The organism is Enterobacter cloacae complex sp. IR53041 (genome assembly GCF_049238285.1).
In the GTDB taxonomy this organism is placed as follows: Bacteria; Pseudomonadota; Gammaproteobacteria; order Enterobacterales; family Enterobacteriaceae; genus Enterobacter; species Enterobacter roggenkampii.
Genome location: NZ_JBMKHB010000005.1, coordinates 69,916 through 84,846 on the forward strand (window position 1 = coordinate 69,916; position 14,931 = coordinate 84,846).

The 14,931-nt window shown below is 56.8% G+C and carries 15 protein-coding genes and 1 pseudogene; 7 read left to right on the forward strand and 9 right to left on the reverse strand.

All coding sequences use genetic code 11. The annotated features are described in order from the left end of the window. Window positions 1-59: 59 nt before the first annotated feature. Window positions 60-938, reverse strand: coding sequence for a nucleoside-specific channel-forming protein Tsx (locus ACOTXF_RS05460; RefSeq protein ID WP_025912622.1), 879 nt, complete (start codon window positions 936-938; stop codon window positions 60-62). A gap of 270 nt (window positions 939-1,208) precedes the next feature. Continuing rightward, window positions 1,209-1,748: a DUF3251 domain-containing protein gene (locus ACOTXF_RS05465; protein WP_008503338.1), complete on the reverse strand. Its 540-nt coding sequence runs from the start codon at window positions 1,746-1,748 to the stop codon at window positions 1,209-1,211. A 152-nt stretch (window positions 1,749-1,900) separates the two neighbouring features. Between ACOTXF_RS05465 and nrdR the strand changes: the two genes are divergently transcribed. From nrdR to thiL, 5 genes are all read left to right on the forward strand, one after another. Beyond that, window positions 1,901-2,350, forward strand: coding sequence for a transcriptional regulator NrdR (gene nrdR / locus ACOTXF_RS05470; protein ID WP_008503337.1), 450 nt, complete (start codon window positions 1,901-1,903; stop codon window positions 2,348-2,350). Window positions 2,351-2,354: 4 nt separating this feature from the next. After that, window positions 2,355-3,458, forward strand: coding sequence for a bifunctional diaminohydroxyphosphoribosylaminopyrimidine deaminase/5-amino-6-(5-phosphoribosylamino)uracil reductase RibD (ribD, locus tag ACOTXF_RS05475; protein WP_008503336.1), 1,104 nt, complete (start codon window positions 2,355-2,357; stop codon window positions 3,456-3,458). Between the two features lie 87 nt (window positions 3,459-3,545). Further along, the gene (gene ribE / locus ACOTXF_RS05480) at window positions 3,546-4,016 is read left to right on the forward strand and encodes a 6,7-dimethyl-8-ribityllumazine synthase (RefSeq protein WP_003859098.1); all 471 of its coding nucleotides are present in this window, start codon (window positions 3,546-3,548) and stop codon (window positions 4,014-4,016) included. Between the two features lie 21 nt (window positions 4,017-4,037). After that, a complete protein-coding gene (nusB, locus tag ACOTXF_RS05485; RefSeq protein WP_006809908.1) occupies window positions 4,038-4,457 on the forward strand; it encodes a transcription antitermination factor NusB in 420 nt (139 codons plus the stop codon). A gap of 77 nt (window positions 4,458-4,534) precedes the next feature. Continuing rightward, on the forward strand, window positions 4,535-5,506 hold the full coding sequence (gene thiL / locus ACOTXF_RS05490) for a thiamine-phosphate kinase (protein ID WP_021241664.1): 972 nt from the start codon (window positions 4,535-4,537) through the stop codon (window positions 5,504-5,506). 62 nt (window positions 5,507-5,568) lie between these two features. Here the strand turns inward: thiL and ACOTXF_RS05495 are convergent. The 4 genes and pseudogenes from ACOTXF_RS05495 to xseB all read right to left on the reverse strand — a co-directional run bounded on the left by ACOTXF_RS05495 (window position 5,569) and on the right by xseB (window position 9,638). Continuing rightward, a pseudogene (locus tag ACOTXF_RS05495) lies at window positions 5,569-6,545 on the reverse strand (aldo/keto reductase). Window positions 6,546-6,608: 63 nt separating this feature from the next. Further along, complete coding sequence (gene dxs / locus ACOTXF_RS05500) at window positions 6,609-8,471, reverse strand: 1-deoxy-D-xylulose-5-phosphate synthase (RefSeq protein WP_008503333.1); 1,863 nt, start codon at window positions 8,469-8,471, stop codon at window positions 6,609-6,611. Between the two features lie 24 nt (window positions 8,472-8,495). Then, entirely contained in the window at window positions 8,496-9,395 is a 900-nt protein-coding gene (ispA, locus tag ACOTXF_RS05505; protein ID WP_008503332.1) for a (2E,6E)-farnesyl diphosphate synthase, read from the reverse strand. Then, entirely contained in the window at window positions 9,396-9,638 is a 243-nt protein-coding gene (xseB, locus tag ACOTXF_RS05510) for an exodeoxyribonuclease VII small subunit (RefSeq protein WP_008503331.1), read from the reverse strand. Between the two features lie 191 nt (window positions 9,639-9,829). Here xseB and thiI point away from each other — a divergent pair, with 191 nt between their 5' ends. Continuing rightward, a complete protein-coding gene (gene thiI, locus ACOTXF_RS05515) occupies window positions 9,830-11,278 on the forward strand; it encodes a tRNA uracil 4-sulfurtransferase ThiI (protein WP_047745429.1) in 1,449 nt (482 codons plus the stop codon). A 94-nt stretch (window positions 11,279-11,372) separates the two neighbouring features. On the opposite strand, the gene yajL is transcribed toward thiI, so the two are convergent. Further along, window positions 11,373-11,966: a protein deglycase YajL gene (yajL, locus tag ACOTXF_RS05520; RefSeq protein WP_008503329.1), complete on the reverse strand. Its 594-nt coding sequence runs from the start codon at window positions 11,964-11,966 to the stop codon at window positions 11,373-11,375. Then, a complete protein-coding gene (gene panE / locus ACOTXF_RS05525; protein WP_047745427.1) occupies window positions 11,929-12,840 on the reverse strand; it encodes a 2-dehydropantoate 2-reductase in 912 nt (303 codons plus the stop codon). The genes yajL and panE overlap by 38 nt, the downstream gene beginning before the upstream one ends. Window positions 12,841-12,961: 121 nt before the next feature. Here panE and ACOTXF_RS05530 point away from each other — a divergent pair, with 121 nt between their 5' ends. Next, on the forward strand, window positions 12,962-13,453 hold the full coding sequence (locus tag ACOTXF_RS05530; protein ID WP_008503327.1) for a YajQ family cyclic di-GMP-binding protein: 492 nt from the start codon (window positions 12,962-12,964) through the stop codon (window positions 13,451-13,453). Window positions 13,454-13,484: 31 nt separating this feature from the next. Here the strand turns inward: ACOTXF_RS05530 and ACOTXF_RS05535 are convergent, their stop codons facing one another. Next, complete coding sequence (locus ACOTXF_RS05535; RefSeq protein WP_047745426.1) at window positions 13,485-14,846, reverse strand: MFS transporter; 1,362 nt, start codon at window positions 14,844-14,846, stop codon at window positions 13,485-13,487. Between the last annotated feature and the right edge of the window lie 85 nt (window positions 14,847-14,931).

Consider the following 14,931-nt stretch of genomic DNA (forward strand, 5'->3'; position numbering starts at 1 on the left):
GTCTACATTTGGGTCGTAGGCCCGGTAAGCGTAGCGCCACCGGGCGAAACCCGCACTGATTAGAAGTTGTAACCTACAACCAGGTAACCACCCCAACCGGTAGAACGGACGTGTTCGTTCATCCATACCAGTTTAGCGTCGTCGTTCCACTGGCCGCCGTTGTGCCAGTAACGTGCCACAACAGAGTAATGCCAGTGATCGTAGTTCAGCGCCAGGATGTGGCTGGAGGCGATGGAGTCATTGGTACGCTGCTTAATACCGTTCTCTGCGTAACCGCTCTTATCGCCCAGATCTGAACCCCAGTCGAAGTTGGTGAAGCCGATATAGCTCAGATTACCGCCCCACAGCTGGGTGATTGGCACAAAGTATTTCACTTTGAAACGATAGCCATCCCATTCGTTCTGGTTTTCAGCGCCATAGTTCTGCCACTGATATTTGGCATAGACGTTCAGAGACAGGCTCATTGGCAGGCCGGTGTCGATGTCCGTACCCAGACCCATATACCAGGTGCTCTGACGACCGGACTCGTTGCGGCCCATGTCGTAAATGTAGTTGTTCGCGAAGTACCACTCTTTGAACGGGCCGAAGCTCAGATCGGTGCCGGTCAGCTTGTCGATGGAGAAGCGTGGTTCGATTTCCATGAACAGAGGGGAGCCGTGGTTCCAGATACCTTTAGCCTGAGAGTTACCACCGAAGAAGACCGGTGCATCCATGTAGCCGTAGAAATCAAACCAGTCTTTCTTGGCGAACGCTTCATATTCCAGGTAGGTATCGTTACGAATCTGAGGTCCGAAACGCGTGTGGTAGCTGCCGACCACGTTAACGCTCTGGTGCCACCAGTCGGAGAGGTATTGTGGTTTGTCGTTTTCCGCTGCGTTAACAGTGAAAGAAGAGGACAGTGCCAGCACGGCGCCAGCTGCGAGTAATGTTTTTTTCATAATCATGCCACTGATTGAAATTCCCTTCCGGGAGTGAAAAATGCGCGAATTGCGTTTCTAAATATTTCGTGTTTCTGCGGTGCCTATTATAGGAATCCCTGCTCACAAAAATATGTGTTGTTTCACATATCTCTCATACGCGTAATCGATTGCGTTCACGTTTGCGTACTTTAAACGGCCGGGATTGTAGCGGCAATCATTTATGTTGCCAATCCATACGAAATGTAAATGTTAGCGGAGTGACATTTCACTCCGCTAAAAAAGAGAGGATTACTGCGCGGCGGGTTGAATGTCGTGAATGCGGATAAAGCCTAACTGTTCCGGCGTAAGGCCGCTTAACTGAAGCGGAATATCCACATCACTGGGTGCTAAAACACTGGCCGGGGCAGTGAAGAGCTGATTCTTCACGTTCACCTCCTGGTAGTTCTCCGTGGTGCCCTGGATCTGGCCCCACTCGACGGTGCCGCTGAAGGCCGGAAGCGGATCGTTGGACTCTCCCTTGATGCGTAATGTTGCGCGAGTACCATCGGCATTCGCCGCCACATTCACCAGAGACATTTTTAGCGTGCCAATCTGGCTGTTCAGCAGGGCAGGCGTATTCGCCCCCGGCAGCAGGTACACCCCGCTGGTAGATTTCGCGTTCAGCGCGTTTTGCTGGGTGATCTTCACCGTTTCTTTGTTTAGCTTGTCCATCGCCGTATTGAGCGTATTGACGCTCTGTTTCATCTGACGGACTTCGGTTTGCTGTGCACAGGCGCTAAGGGTGAAGAGGCTCCCCACCAGCAATATTTTCAGGTAACGTCTTGTCATTGCGTTTATTTCCTTGAAATAACGGATCGTCCTAATGGTAGCCAGCATCATTGTGTCAGACATAGATCCTTTTTCTCAAAAAGCTCTTCCTTTGTTGTCAGGCCAGTTCAGGGTAAAATGAAAATCAGTTAACCAGATAACAGGGATACCGTATGCATTGCCCATTCTGCTCCGCTGTGGATACCAAAGTCATCGACTCTCGCCTTGTGGGCGAAGGGTCTTCAGTGCGCCGTCGTCGGCAGTGTCTGGTGTGTAACGAGCGTTTCACGACCTTTGAAGTGGCAGAGCTGGTCATGCCGCGCGTGGTTAAAAGTAACGACGTGCGTGAGCCGTTTAACGAAGAGAAACTGCGCAGCGGAATGCTGAAGGCCCTTGAAAAGCGTCCCGTCAGCGCGGACGACGTGGAGATGGCGTTAAACCACATAAAATCTTACCTTCGTGGTTTGGGTGAGCGTGAAGTGCCCAGCAAGATGATTGGCAACTTGGTGATGGAGCAGCTGAAAAAGCTCGATAAGGTCGCCTATATCCGCTTCGCCTCGGTCTACCGCAGCTTCGAAGATATCAAAGAGTTTGGCGAAGAGATCGCCCGCTTACAGGATTAAGCTCATGCACGATGAGATGTACATGGCGCGAGCCATGAAGCTGGCGCAGCGCGGTCGTTTTACGACCCATCCCAACCCGAACGTCGGGTGCGTTATCGTTAAAGATGGCGAGATCGTGGGGGAGGGCTTTCACTATCGCGCAGGCGAACCGCATGCTGAGGTTCATGCGCTGCGCATGGCCGGCGAGAAGGCGCGCGGTGCGACGGCCTACGTTACGCTGGAGCCCTGCAGCCATCACGGGCGTACGCCACCGTGCTGCGACGCGCTGATTGCCGCGGGGGTGTCGCGCGTGGTTGCATCGATGCAGGACCCGAATCCGCAGGTGGCCGGACGTGGTCTGTATCGTCTGCAGCAGGAAGGCATTGACGTCAGCCATGGCCTGATGATGCAGGACGCGGAAGCGCTCAACAAAGGTTTCCTGAAGCGCATGCGTACCGGGTTCCCGTATATCCAGCTTAAGCTGGGTGCCTCGCTGGACGGTCGTACGGCAATGGCAAACGGCGAGAGCCAGTGGATAACATCTCCGCAGGCAAGGCGCGATGTGCAACGTCTGCGTGCGCAAAGCCATGCTATTCTCACCAGCAGTGAAACCGTTCTGGCTGACGATCCGGCCATGACCGTGCGCTGGGACGAGCTGAATGCCGATACCCAGGCTCTGTATCCGCAGGAGAACCTGCGTCAGCCGCTGCGTATTGTCATTGATAGCCAGAACCGCGTGACGCCGGAGCACCGCATCGTCCAGCAGCCAGGGGAAACCTGGATTGCGCGCACCAAAGAAGATACGCGCGCATGGCCGGAAGGCGTACGGAGCATTACGGTGCCGGAACATAACGGGCATCTGGATCTGGTGGTGCTGATGATGCTGCTCGGCAAGCAGCAGGTGAACAGCATCTGGGTCGAAGCGGGCCCGACGCTTGCCGGCGCGCTGCTTCAGGCGGGGCTGGTGGATGAGCTTCTCGTCTACGTTGCGCCTAAACTGTTGGGCAGTGACGCGCGCGGCCTGTTTGTGCTGCCCGGCCTTGAAAAACTGGCCGATGCACCACAACTCAAATTTAGCGAGATTCGTCCGGTGGGTCCGGATGTCTGCCTCCACTTAACGACAGCGTAATTGCTCCCGAAATAGGGAAGCAGTGCGCAAAGTATTATGATAAAATCCGCCCCCCTGCGGGGCCAAATGAACCCGTAAAGGAAGAGTATGAACATTATTGAAGCTGCTGTAGCTACCCCGGACGCTCGCGTCGCCATCACCATTGCGCGTTTCAACAACTTCATCAACGATAGCCTGCTGGAAGGTGCGGTTGACGCCCTGAAACGTATCGGCCAGGTTAAAGATGACAACATTACCGTTGTTTGGGTTCCAGGCGCTTACGAACTGCCACTGGCGGCGGGCGCGCTGGCGAAAACCGGTAAATATGACGCGGTGATTGCGCTGGGTACCGTTATTCGTGGCGGCACTGCGCACTTCGAATACGTTGCGGGCGGTGCAAGCAACGGTCTGGCACACGTTGCGCAGGATGCTGAAATTCCTGTCGCGTTCGGCGTGCTGACCACCGAAAGTATTGAACAAGCCATCGAACGTGCTGGCACCAAAGCCGGTAACAAAGGTGCAGAAGCTGCACTGACCGCGCTTGAAATGATCAATGTATTGAAAGCCATCAAGGCCTGATTTTTTTGTAAGGGGAATTCCGTGAAACCTGCTGCTCGTCGCCGCGCCCGTGAATGTGCCGTCCAGGCACTTTACTCCTGGCAGTTGTCCCAGAACGACATCGCTGATGTTGAATACCAGTTCCTGTCAGAACAGGACGTGAAAGACGTTGACGTTCTGTACTTCCGTGAACTGCTGTCGGGAGTGGCGACTAATAGCGCGTATCTCGATGGTCTGATGAAACCTTACCTGTCCCGTCTGCTCGAAGAGCTGGGTCAGGTAGAAAAAGCAGTGTTGCGCATTGCGCTGTTTGAGCTGTCTAAACGTGATGATGTGCCGTACAAAGTGGCCATCAACGAAGCGATCGAACTGGCGAAAACCTTCGGCGCTGAAGACAGCCACAAGTTTGTAAACGGCGTACTTGATAAAGCAGCACCTGCGATCCGTCCCCACAAAAAGTGATCCGCAAACCGGAGTTTTGCATTGCCTGACGGGCAGTGCGGCTCCGGTTTTTTCTTTTATTTGCTGAGGCATAACGTATGGCATGCGGCGAATTCTCCCTGATTGCCCGTTATTTCGACCGTGTCAGAACCTCTCGTCTTGATGTTGAAACCGGCATCGGCGATGACTGTGCACTTCTCAATATTCCCGAAAAACAGACGCTGGCAATCAGCACCGACACCTTAGTGTGCGGACGTCATTTTTTACCGGATATCGATCCTGCCGATCTGGCGTATAAGGCACTGGCGGTTAACGTCAGCGATCTGGCGGCGATGGGGGCCGATCCCGCGTGGTTAACCCTGGCGCTGACGCTGCCTGAGGTAGACGAAGCCTGGCTTGAAGCTTTCAGCGATGCGCTGTTTGAGCAGCTTAACTACTACGATATGCAGCTGATTGGCGGTGATACCACTGCCGGGCCGCTGTCGATGACGCTGGCGATCCATGGCTATGTACCGCTTGGTCGCGCGCTGAAGCGTTCGGGTGCAAAACCCGGCGACTGGATCTACGTGACCGGTACACCGGGCGACAGCGCCGCGGGCCTGGCGATTCTTCAGGATCGCTTAACCGTGAAGAACGCTGACGATGCGGCGTATCTGGTGAAACGCCATCTGCGCCCGACGCCGCGTATTCTGCACGGTCAGGCGCTGCGCGAGCGGGCAAGCTCGGCTATCGATCTCTCTGACGGGCTGATCTCAGATCTTGGCCATATCCTGAAGGCGAGCGGTGTCGGCGCGCGCGTTGACCTGGATCTGTTCCCGCTGTCAGAGGAACTGCTTCGTCATGTTGAACCTGAACAGGCGCTGCGCTGGGCGCTGTCCGGTGGTGAAGATTATGAACTGTGCTTTACCGTTCCGGAGCTGAACCGTGGAACGCTCGACGTGGCGTTAGCGCATCTTGGCGCGAAATTCACCTGTATCGGGCAGATCATGCCGGAGAGTGAAGGGCTGAAGTTTGTGAAAGACGGTGCGCCGGTTACGCTGGACTGGAAAGGGTACGATCACTTCGCGTGAGTTTGTACGCTCTGTAATGCCGTGGCGGCTCCGCCTTACCCGGCCTACAAAAAAGATGGGGCTTATTTAAACCCCACCACCGGATGCTGCTGATACGGCGTCTCCAGCTCGGCAACCTGTTCGGGCGTCAGCGTGATATCCACCGCGTTTAACAGTTCGCGTCCAACTGCTCTTCCCGGGACGTGCCGATAATGGGAGCCGCGACGCCGCGTTTACCCAGCAGCCATGCCAGCGCTACCTGGGCGCGGGTTGCGCCGGTATCGTCGGCAATGCCGGCCAGGCGTTCGGCAATCAGTGCATCGCTGGCCTCTGTTCCTTCATAGAGATTTTTTCCCACTTCATCCGAGACCAGACGGGCCGTAGTTTCGCCCCACGGACGGGTCAGACGTCCGCGCGCCAGCGGGCTCCAGGGGATGACCGCTACTCCCTCCTGGTAGCATAGCGGCAGCATCTCGCGCTCTTCTTCACGATAGATCAGATTGTAGTGATCCTGCATGGTGACAAAGCGCGCCCAGCCGTGCTGCGCCTGCAGACCCAGCGCCTGAGCGAACTGCGACGCGTGCATCGACGATGCGCCGATGTAGCGTGCTTTACCGGCTTTGACGACGTCGTTGAGCGCCTCAAGCGTCTCCTCGATCGGCGTGTTGTAATCCCAGCGGTGAATTTGCAGCAGGTCGACGTAATCCATGTTCAGGCGCCTGAGGCTGTCGTCAATGGAACGCAGGATCTGCGCGCGAGAAAGGCCCTGCGGCAGGTCGCCCACCGGGTAGTACACCTTGGTGGCAACGACGATGTCATCCCGACGGGCAAAATCGCGCAGGGCGCGGCCGACAATCTCCTCGCTGCTGCCGTCGGAGTAGCTGTTGGCGGTGTCAAAGAAGTTAATGCCGCCCTCGATGGCGCGTTTGATGATCGGACGGCTGCTCTCTTCCGGCAGCGTCCAGGCGTGGTTCCCCCGATCGGGCTCGCCAAAGGTCATGCATCCCAGACAAAGTCGGGAAACCTTAAGGTCCGTTTTTCCTAATGTTGTGTATTGCACTGTTCCGCTCCTGCTGTTTAAACAATACGTTTAAGCATAGCAGGAGCGGAAAAGGGGGAGGGATCAGTCCAGCCAGGCGCGGATTTTAGCTTCGATACCGGCAGCGTCCAGGCCAATCGCCGCGCGGGCTTCGTCCTGGGTACCTTGCGGGATGAAATAGTCCGGCAGGCCGAGGTTCAGCACCGGAACGGCTTTACGGTTTGCCATCAGCACCTCGTTCACGCCGCTGCCCGCACCGCCCATAATCGCGTTCTCTTCCAGCGTGACCAGCACGTCGTGCGCCTCAGCCATACTCAGGATCAGGGATTCGTCGAGCGGCTTCACAAAGCGCATATCCACGAGGGTGGCATTCAGCGTTTCAGCTACTTTCGCCGCCTCTGGCATCAGCGTGCCGAAGTTCAGGATCGCCACTTTCTCACCGCGACGTTTAACCAGACCTTTACCGATCGCCAGCTTCTCCAGCGGCTGCAGCTCAACGCCCACCGCATTGCCGCGCGGATAGCGAACGGCGCTTGGGCCATCCTGATAATGGTAGCCGGTAAACAGCATCTGACGACATTCGTTTTCGTCGCTTGGCGTCATGATCACCATATCCGGAATGCAGCGCAGGAAGGACAGGTCAAACGCGCCCTGGTGCGTCTGGCCGTCGGCACCGACGATGCCCGCACGGTCAATGGCAAACAGCACCGGCAGCTTCTGGATCGCCACGTCGTGGATCACCTGATCGTAGGCGCGCTGCAGGAAGGTGGAATAGATAGCGACAACCGGTTTGTAGCCGCCGATCGCCAGGCCCGCTGCAAATGTCACCGCGTGCTGCTCGGCAATGGCCACGTCGAAATACTGGTCAGGGTATTTTTTAGAGAACTCTACCATGCCGGAGCCTTCGCGCATGGCCGGGGTGATCGCCATCAGCTTGTTGTCTTTCGCGGCGGTTTCGCACAGCCAGTCGCCGAAGATTTTTGAATAGCTCGGCATGCCGCCGCTGCTTTTCGGCAGACAGCCGCTGGACGGGTCAAATTTCGGTACCGCGTGGAAGGTAATCGGATCTTTTTCCGCCGGCTCGTAGCCACGCCCTTTTTTAGTCATGATGTGCAGGAACTGCGGGCCTTTCAGGTCGCGCATGTTCTTGAGCGTGGTGACCAGCCCCAGTACGTCGTGACCGTCAACCGGGCCAATATAGTTAAAGCCCAGCTCCTCAAACAGGGTGCCCGGCACGACCATGCCTTTGATGTGCTCTTCGGTACGCTTAAGCAGCTCTTTGATCGGCGGTACGCCGGAGAAGACTTTTTTACCGCCTTCACGCAGCGAGGAGTAAAGCTTGCCGGAGAGCAGCTGTGCCAGATGGTTGTTCAGCGCGCCAACGTTCTCGGAGATCGACATTTCGTTATCGTTGAGGATAACCAGCATGTCCGGCTTGATGTCGCCCGCATGGTTCATGGCTTCGAAGGCCATACCCGCGGTGATGGCGCCGTCGCCAATCACGCAGACGGTGCGGCGCTGCTTGTTCTCTTTCTCGGCGGCGACGGCAATACCGATGCCCGCAGAAATGGAGGTGGAGGAATGGCCGACGCTCAGCACGTCATACTCGCTCTCACCGCGCCACGGGAACGGATGCAGGCCACCTTTCTGACGAATAGTGCCAATTTTATCGCGACGTCCGGTCAGAATTTTGTGCGGATAGGCCTGGTGGCCCACGTCCCAGATGAGCTGATCGAACGGCGTGTTATAGACGTAGTGCAGCGCCACGGTCAGCTCTACCGTGCCAAGCCCGGAGGCGAAATGGCCGCTGGAGCGGCTTACGCTGTCGAGCAGGTAGCGACGCAGCTCGTCGCACAGCTTCGGCAGGCTCTCTTTCGGCAACAGACGTAACTCCTGGGTGGAGTCAACTAACGCCAGTGTCGGGTATTTGGCAATATCAAAACTCATCAAAGGCTCATCGAGATATATAGTTTATTTATCACGCTGGATTATATAGTCCGCTAGCGCTTCCAGTGCCGAGGTATCCAGCGATTGCGCAGCCAGTTCATTCAGTGACTGGCGGGCATCGTCAATCAGATCCCGGGCTTTACGTTGGGCTTGCTCAAGACCCAGCAGGGCGGGGTAGGTACTTTTGCCAAGCTGCTGGTCCGCACCCTGACGTTTACCCAATGTTGCAGTATCGCCCACCACATCCAGAATGTCATCCTGAACCTGGAATGCCAGACCGATACTTTCTGCGTATCTGTCCAGAATCGGCAGGGCTTTGCGCCCTTGCTCACCCGCGCTCAGCGCGCCCAGGCGAACGGCGGAACGAATCAATGCCCCGGTTTTATGGCGATGAATACGCTCCAGCTGTTCCAGATTAACCTGACGTCCTTCCGCTTCAAGATCCAGCGCCTGACCGCCGCACATGCCGGCCACGCCGCTGGCCATGGCCAGTTCGGAAATCATTGCCAGACGGTCACGGTCAGCCACTTCGGCCATTGGCGCGTCGCTCAGAATCGAGAACGCCAGTGTCTGCAGGGCATCACCCGCCAGAATGGCATTCGCCTCGCCAAACTTGATGTGGCAGGTAGGTTGACCCCGACGCAAATCGTCGTCGTCCATCGCCGGGAGATCGTCGTGGATCAGCGAGTAGGCATGGATGCACTCAACGGCGGCTGCCGGGGCGTCCAGCGTGTTATCGCTGATGCCAAACATGTTGCCGGTGGCGTACACCAGGAACGGGCGCAGGCGCTTTCCACCCAAGAGTGCGCCATAGTGCATGGCTTCAACCAGAGGAGTGTTCTGAAAAGGCTGTGGCGCAATAAATCGGCGCAGGGCGTCGTTGGCACGCACGACGCGCGCCTGAAGCTCGTTGGCAAAATCCATTTACTCGGCGTCCGGTGTGAAAGGCGTGGTTTTCGCGTCTTCGCTGTCGGAAAGCAGGATCTGCACGCGCTGCTCGGCCTGCTGCAGTTTGACCTGCCCCTGGCGCGCCAGCTGCACGCCGCGCTCGAATTCGTTGAGCGCCTCTTCCAGCGGGAGATCGCCGCTCTCAAGACGGGTAACGATTTGCTCCAGTTCACTCAGCGCAGTTTCGAAACTGGCCGGTGCGTCGTTCTTCTTCGGCATAGTGAATTGACTCTTATATTCTCAGCCCCGACATGGTAACGGACTCAGGGCAATTATCAAATAACGCGCAATGTGCACAGGAGCGGCGCGATGGTGGTATACTTGCGCGCCTGGATGCAGCCACGGGTGTGGGCTGCTGTACTCTTTTCCATTACAAGCCTTAATACGCTTGCCTAAGAAACATTGCCGCCATGAAGTTTATCATTAAATTGTTCCCTGAAATCACCATCAAAAGCCAATCTGTGCGTTTGCGCTTTATTAAAATTCTCACCGGGAACATTCGTAACGTTTTAAAGCACTACGACGAAACCCTCGCCGTGGTGCGCCACTGGGACCACGTTGAGGTCCGTGCGAAAGACGAAAACAAACGTCAGGATATTCGCGACGCGCTGACCCGTATTCCAGGGATCCACCATATTCTGGAAGTGGAAGATGTCCCGTTCAGCGATATGCACGACATCTTCGAAAAAGCGTTGGTTCAGTACCGCGATCAGATCGAAGGCAAAACCTTTTGCGTGCGCGTGAAGCGTCGCGGTAAGCACGAATTCAGCTCCATTGAAGTGGAACGTTACGTTGGCGGCGGTTTGAACCAGCACGTTGAGTCGGCGCGCGTGCGTCTGACCAACCCGGACGTGACCGTTAATCTGGAGATCGAAAACGATCGCCTGCTGTTGGTGAAAGGCCGCTATGAAGGTATCGGCGGCTTCCCGATCGGGACTCAGGAAGATGTTCTGTCCCTGATCTCCGGCGGCTTCGACTCCGGCGTCTCCAGCTATATGCTGATGCGCCGCGGCTGCCGCGTACACTACTGCTTCTTCAACCTGGGCGGCGCGGCGCACGAAATCGGCGTTCGTCAGGTGGCGCATTACCTGTGGAACCGCTTCGGCAGCTCCCACCGCGTGCGTTTCGTGGCAATCAATTTCGAACCGGTGGTCGGTGAGATTCTTGAGAAAGTGGACGACGGCCAGATGGGCGTCATCCTGAAGCGCATGATGGTGCGTGCGGCATCCAAAGTGGCTGAACGCTACGGCGTGCAGGCGCTGGTCACCGGTGAAGCGCTGGGGCAGGTCTCCAGCCAGACGCTGACCAACCTGCGCCTGATCGACAACGTGTCTGATACCCTGATCCTGCGTCCGCTGATCTCCCATGATAAAGAGCACATCATCGATCTGGCGCGCGAAATCGGTACCGAAGATTTTGCCCGCACCATGCCGGAATACTGTGGCGTGATCTCAAAAAGCCCGACCGTCAAAGCGGTGAAGGCGAAGATCGAAGCGGAAGAAGAGAACTTCGATTTCAGCATTCTGGATAAAGTGGTGGAAGAAGCGTCCAACATTGATATCCGCGAGATCGCCCAGCAGACCGAGCAGGAAGTGGTAGAAGTGGAGACCGTGAGCGGTTTCGGCGCGAACGACGCGATTCTGGATATCCGCTCCATTGACGAGCAGGATGACAAGCCGCTGCAGGTGGACGGCGTCGAAGTGGTTTCTCTGCCGTTCTACAAGCTGAGCACGAAGTTTGGCGACCTCGACCAGAGCAAAACGTACCTGCTGTGGTGTGAGCGCGGGGTGATGAGCCGTCTGCAGGCGCTGTATCTGCGCGAGCAGGGCTTTGCCAATGTGAAGGTGTATCGTCCGTAGTTTCTCGCCCGGTGGCGCTTCGCTTACCGGGCCTACGGTACCGTGCATTTGTAGGCCGGGTAAGGCGTAGCCGCCACCCGGCTTTTTTTATGCACTACTCTTCATAGTAATTATAAATCCCCGCCGGCATCACCAGCGATGACGCCACTTCGTACGCCTTCTCGCGCCCGACCAGCAGGTCGATAATCTTTAAGCCAAAATCAATCGCGGTGCCTGGGCCCTGGCTGGTCAGCAGGTTGACGCGGGGATCCCAGACGACGCGCTTGTCCACCCATTGATCTTCCGGAATGGTGTCTTTCAGCCCCGGGAAGCCGGTCATGTTGCCGATGGGGAAGATGTCATGGGGAACCAGCACCGTGCCGGCGGCGGCACAAATGGCGGCGACGATGCGGCCGGATAAATGGAACTGACGCACGGTCTCAACCAGCAGCGGGCTATCACGAAAACATTCCGCGCCCTTCAGCCCACCGGGCAGCACGATGATGTCGTAATCTCCGTCAGCCACCTGTACCAACGGTGCATCTGCAAGGATTTTCACCCCGCGTGAACAGGTGATTGCCAGATTACCGTCGCTGGCGACGCTGGCGGTGGTGACCTTAATGCCGCCGCGCACCATCAGATCAATGGTGGTGACCGCCTCCATCTCTTCGCTACCAGGGGCGAGGCAGATCAGTGCCGACGCGCTCATATTCACTCTCCTTACGTTTAACCAGGTCATACAGACGGGCGTTTTCCGGCACCGCGATGCCGTGCGCGCGGGCGCGTTTTAGCAGATATCCCGTAATGTAGTCGATCTCCGTGTGGCGTAATGCCCGAACATCCTGCAGCATCGAGGAGATGTTCTCAGCTGTACTCTCAATAACCTGCTCGACATAACAGCGCAAATCGTCTGCTGAGGTATGCAAGCCTTCCCGCTCAACGACCGCCGCGACTTCTGCACACAGGGACGCCACCTCCTGCGGATGGTTTTTCAGTTCACCGTTCGGGCAGTTCCACAGCGCCGTCAGCGGGTTGATCACACAGTTAACGGCCAGCTTGCGCCAGAGTTGAGGGCGAATGTGGTTATGCCAGGCCACGTCCGGGAGCACCTTCTGCAGCACATCGGCAAGATAGCTGTAGTCCCTATCCTGCGTTCTGGCAGGCCCGATGTGCGTCACGCCGCTGGCGACATGCACGATGATGTTGCCGTCGCGGCGCGCAGCGTGGGTGGTCGTTGCCATCAGCAGGGGCTGCGGAACGCTTTTCAGCTCATCCAGGGTTCCCATGCCGTTATGCAGCAGCAGTATGGGCGAAGTGGGGGGGAGCTGCGCGGCCAGCGTTTTTACCGCGTCTGAGACCTGCCAGGCTTTAAGCGTCACCAGTAAAAGGTCGCTTTGCGCCAGGAAATCAGGATCGTTCGCGGTGAGGGATTCGTTAAAGATGCTTCCGTCTTCACCAATCAGGTTTACACTGCAATAAGGCTGGGGCACGCGCAGCCAGCCCTGAACCTCATGTCCGTGCTTGCACAGTGCGGTCAGCCACAGCTGACCAAGCGCTCCGCATCCGAGCACCGTAATTTTCATTGTTCCTCCTCACCTGCAACTGCGCCAGGTGTTACAGCTTAATTATACAGCTAAGCTTCTGTTGAGTTATGCCTCGTAGCGGGTATTATGCAACGCAACAAAAGTGAAGGGAGAAGAAAAGATGCCATCTTTCGATATTGTTTCCGAAGTTGATATCCAGGAAGTTCGCAACGGCGTTGAGAACGCAACCCGCGAAGTTGAGTCACGTTTCGATTTTCGTGGCGTTGAGGCGTCGTTTGAGCTGAACGACGCAAATAAGACCATTAAGGTGCTGAGCGAGTCTGATTTCCAGGTGAATCAGCTGCTCGACATTCTGCGCGCCAAGCTGTTGAAGCGCGGCATCGAAGGGACCTCACTGGACGTGCCGGAAGAGTTCGTCCACAGCGGCAAAACGTGGTTTGTTGAAGCGAAGCTGAAGCAGGGCATCGAGAGCGCGGTGCAGAAGAAGATCGTGAAGCTCATCAAAGACAGCAAGCTGAAGGTGCAGGCGCAGATCCAGGGCGAAGAAATTCGCGTGACCGGTAAATCCCGCGACGACCTGCAGTCCGTGATGGCGCTGGTGCGCGGCGGCGACCTGGGGCAACCGTTCCAGTTTAAAAACTTCCGCGATTAATATAAAAAGCCCGGTTTACCCGGGCTTTTTTTCACGCTTTCAGCGCCTGCTCGACCTCAAAGCGATTGGTCACCTTGCTGTCAATTTTGACATAAGCGCTGCGCTCCTCGGGAACAATCAGCACCTCCGTGACCCCTTCTTTTGCTTCCAGACGCTGTTTCAGCGCGTCGCTAATCTCCACATCATCCGGGATTTCTACGCGCAGGCTGCTCACGTAGCGCGGCTCTTTCATGGTGCCGGCGACCAGCAGCCAGACTGTCGCCAGCAGCGCCCCCGCGAGAAACACGGTTTGTGAATCAAACAGGCCGTCGACCCAGCCGCCAAGCGAGCCGCCGATCGCCACGCCGAGGAACTGGCTGGTGGAGTAAATGCCCATCGCCGTGCCTTTGTAACCGGCGGGGGACTCTTTGCTGATCAGCGACGGCAGCAGGGCTTCCATCAGGTTAAACGCCAGGAAGAACAGCTGTACCCCGGCAATCAGCTCCCAGAAGTGCGGGCCGGCGCCCCAGAGCACGATCTCGGCAATCAGCAGGACCGCCACGCAGCCCACGAAGACGCGCTTCATTTTGCGCTTCACTTCGGCGTAGATGATGAACGGCACGACGGAGACAAACGAAATCAGCATCGTAACCAGATAGATTTTCCAGTGCTCAGCCGCCGGGAAACCCGCTGCGGCAAGCTGGCCGGGCAGGGCAACAAAGGTCGACATCAGCAGAATGTGCAAGCACATAATGCCGAAATTCAGCTTAAGCAGGCGCGGCTCGACAATCACCTTGCTGAAGCAGCCTTTTACCATGCCGGATTCACGGTTGAGGACGTGGTTTTTGCTGTCCGGTACCACCCACAGGGTTAAGGCAATGCCGAGGGTCGCCAGCACGGCAATCATCCAGAACAGGGCGTGCAGGCCGAGCGCATGGGTGATTATCGGGCCCAGCACCATCGCAATCGCAAACGTCACGCCAAAGCTGACGCCGATAAAGGCCATGGCTTTGGTGCGGTTCTGCTCGCGGGTTAAGTCTGACAGCAGCGCCATCACCGCGGCGGCAATCGCGCCGGAGCCCTGCAAGGCGCGGCCAAGAATAATCCCCCAGATGGAGTGGGAGAGGGCGGCAATGACGCTTCCGAGCACAAAGACCAGCAGCCCGCCGACAATCAGCGGTTTGCGGCCCACCCGGTCAGAGAGCAGGCCAAACGGGATCTGGAACACCGCCTGCGCCAGACCATAAATGCCAATGGCGAGGCCAATCAGCGCCTCGCTGGCCCCCTGCAGCGCCATACCGTACGTGGTCAGAACAGGCAGGACCATAAACATGCCAAGCATCCGTAGCGAGAAGACAGTCCCTAAGCCCCAGGTCGCGCGTAGCTCGCCTGGCGTCATTTTATAATCGTTCATTACCACCTCAGTTCAAAAGCAGGCCATAGTGTAGTGCGGGGAAGGGGCGGGGTAAATAAAGGGTTATTTAACAAATATTACATGC

What these genes read in the sequence shown, in the direction of transcription:
- ACOTXF_RS05460 (WP_025912622.1), bottom strand. Translation starts at nt 938, where the DNA reads ATGAAAAAAACATTACTCGCAGCTGGCGCCGTGCTGGCACTGTCCTCT.
- ACOTXF_RS05465 (WP_008503338.1), bottom strand. Translation starts at nt 1,748, where the DNA reads ATGACAAGACGTTACCTGAAAATATTGCTGGTGGGGAGCCTCTTCACC.
- nrdR (WP_008503337.1), top strand. Translation starts at nt 1,901, where the DNA reads ATGCATTGCCCATTCTGCTCCGCTGTGGATACCAAAGTCATCGACTCT.
- ribD (WP_008503336.1), top strand. Translation starts at nt 2,355, where the DNA reads ATGCACGATGAGATGTACATGGCGCGAGCCATGAAGCTGGCGCAGCGC.
- ribE (WP_003859098.1), top strand. Translation starts at nt 3,546, where the DNA reads ATGAACATTATTGAAGCTGCTGTAGCTACCCCGGACGCTCGCGTCGCC.
- thiL (WP_021241664.1), top strand. Translation starts at nt 4,535, where the DNA reads ATGGCATGCGGCGAATTCTCCCTGATTGCCCGTTATTTCGACCGTGTC.
- dxs (WP_008503333.1), bottom strand. Translation starts at nt 8,471, where the DNA reads ATGAGTTTTGATATTGCCAAATACCCGACACTGGCGTTAGTTGACTCC.
- ispA (WP_008503332.1), bottom strand. Translation starts at nt 9,395, where the DNA reads ATGGATTTTGCCAACGAGCTTCAGGCGCGCGTCGTGCGTGCCAACGAC.
- xseB (WP_008503331.1), bottom strand. Translation starts at nt 9,638, where the DNA reads ATGCCGAAGAAGAACGACGCACCGGCCAGTTTCGAAACTGCGCTGAGT.
- thiI (WP_047745429.1), top strand. Translation starts at nt 9,830, where the DNA reads ATGAAGTTTATCATTAAATTGTTCCCTGAAATCACCATCAAAAGCCAA.
- yajL (WP_008503329.1), bottom strand. Translation starts at nt 11,966, where the DNA reads ATGAGCGCGTCGGCACTGATCTGCCTCGCCCCTGGTAGCGAAGAGATG.
- panE (WP_047745427.1), bottom strand. Translation starts at nt 12,840, where the DNA reads ATGAAAATTACGGTGCTCGGATGCGGAGCGCTTGGTCAGCTGTGGCTG.
- ACOTXF_RS05530 (WP_008503327.1), top strand. Translation starts at nt 12,962, where the DNA reads ATGCCATCTTTCGATATTGTTTCCGAAGTTGATATCCAGGAAGTTCGC.
- ACOTXF_RS05535 (WP_047745426.1), bottom strand. Translation starts at nt 14,846, where the DNA reads ATGAACGATTATAAAATGACGCCAGGCGAGCTACGCGCGACCTGGGGC.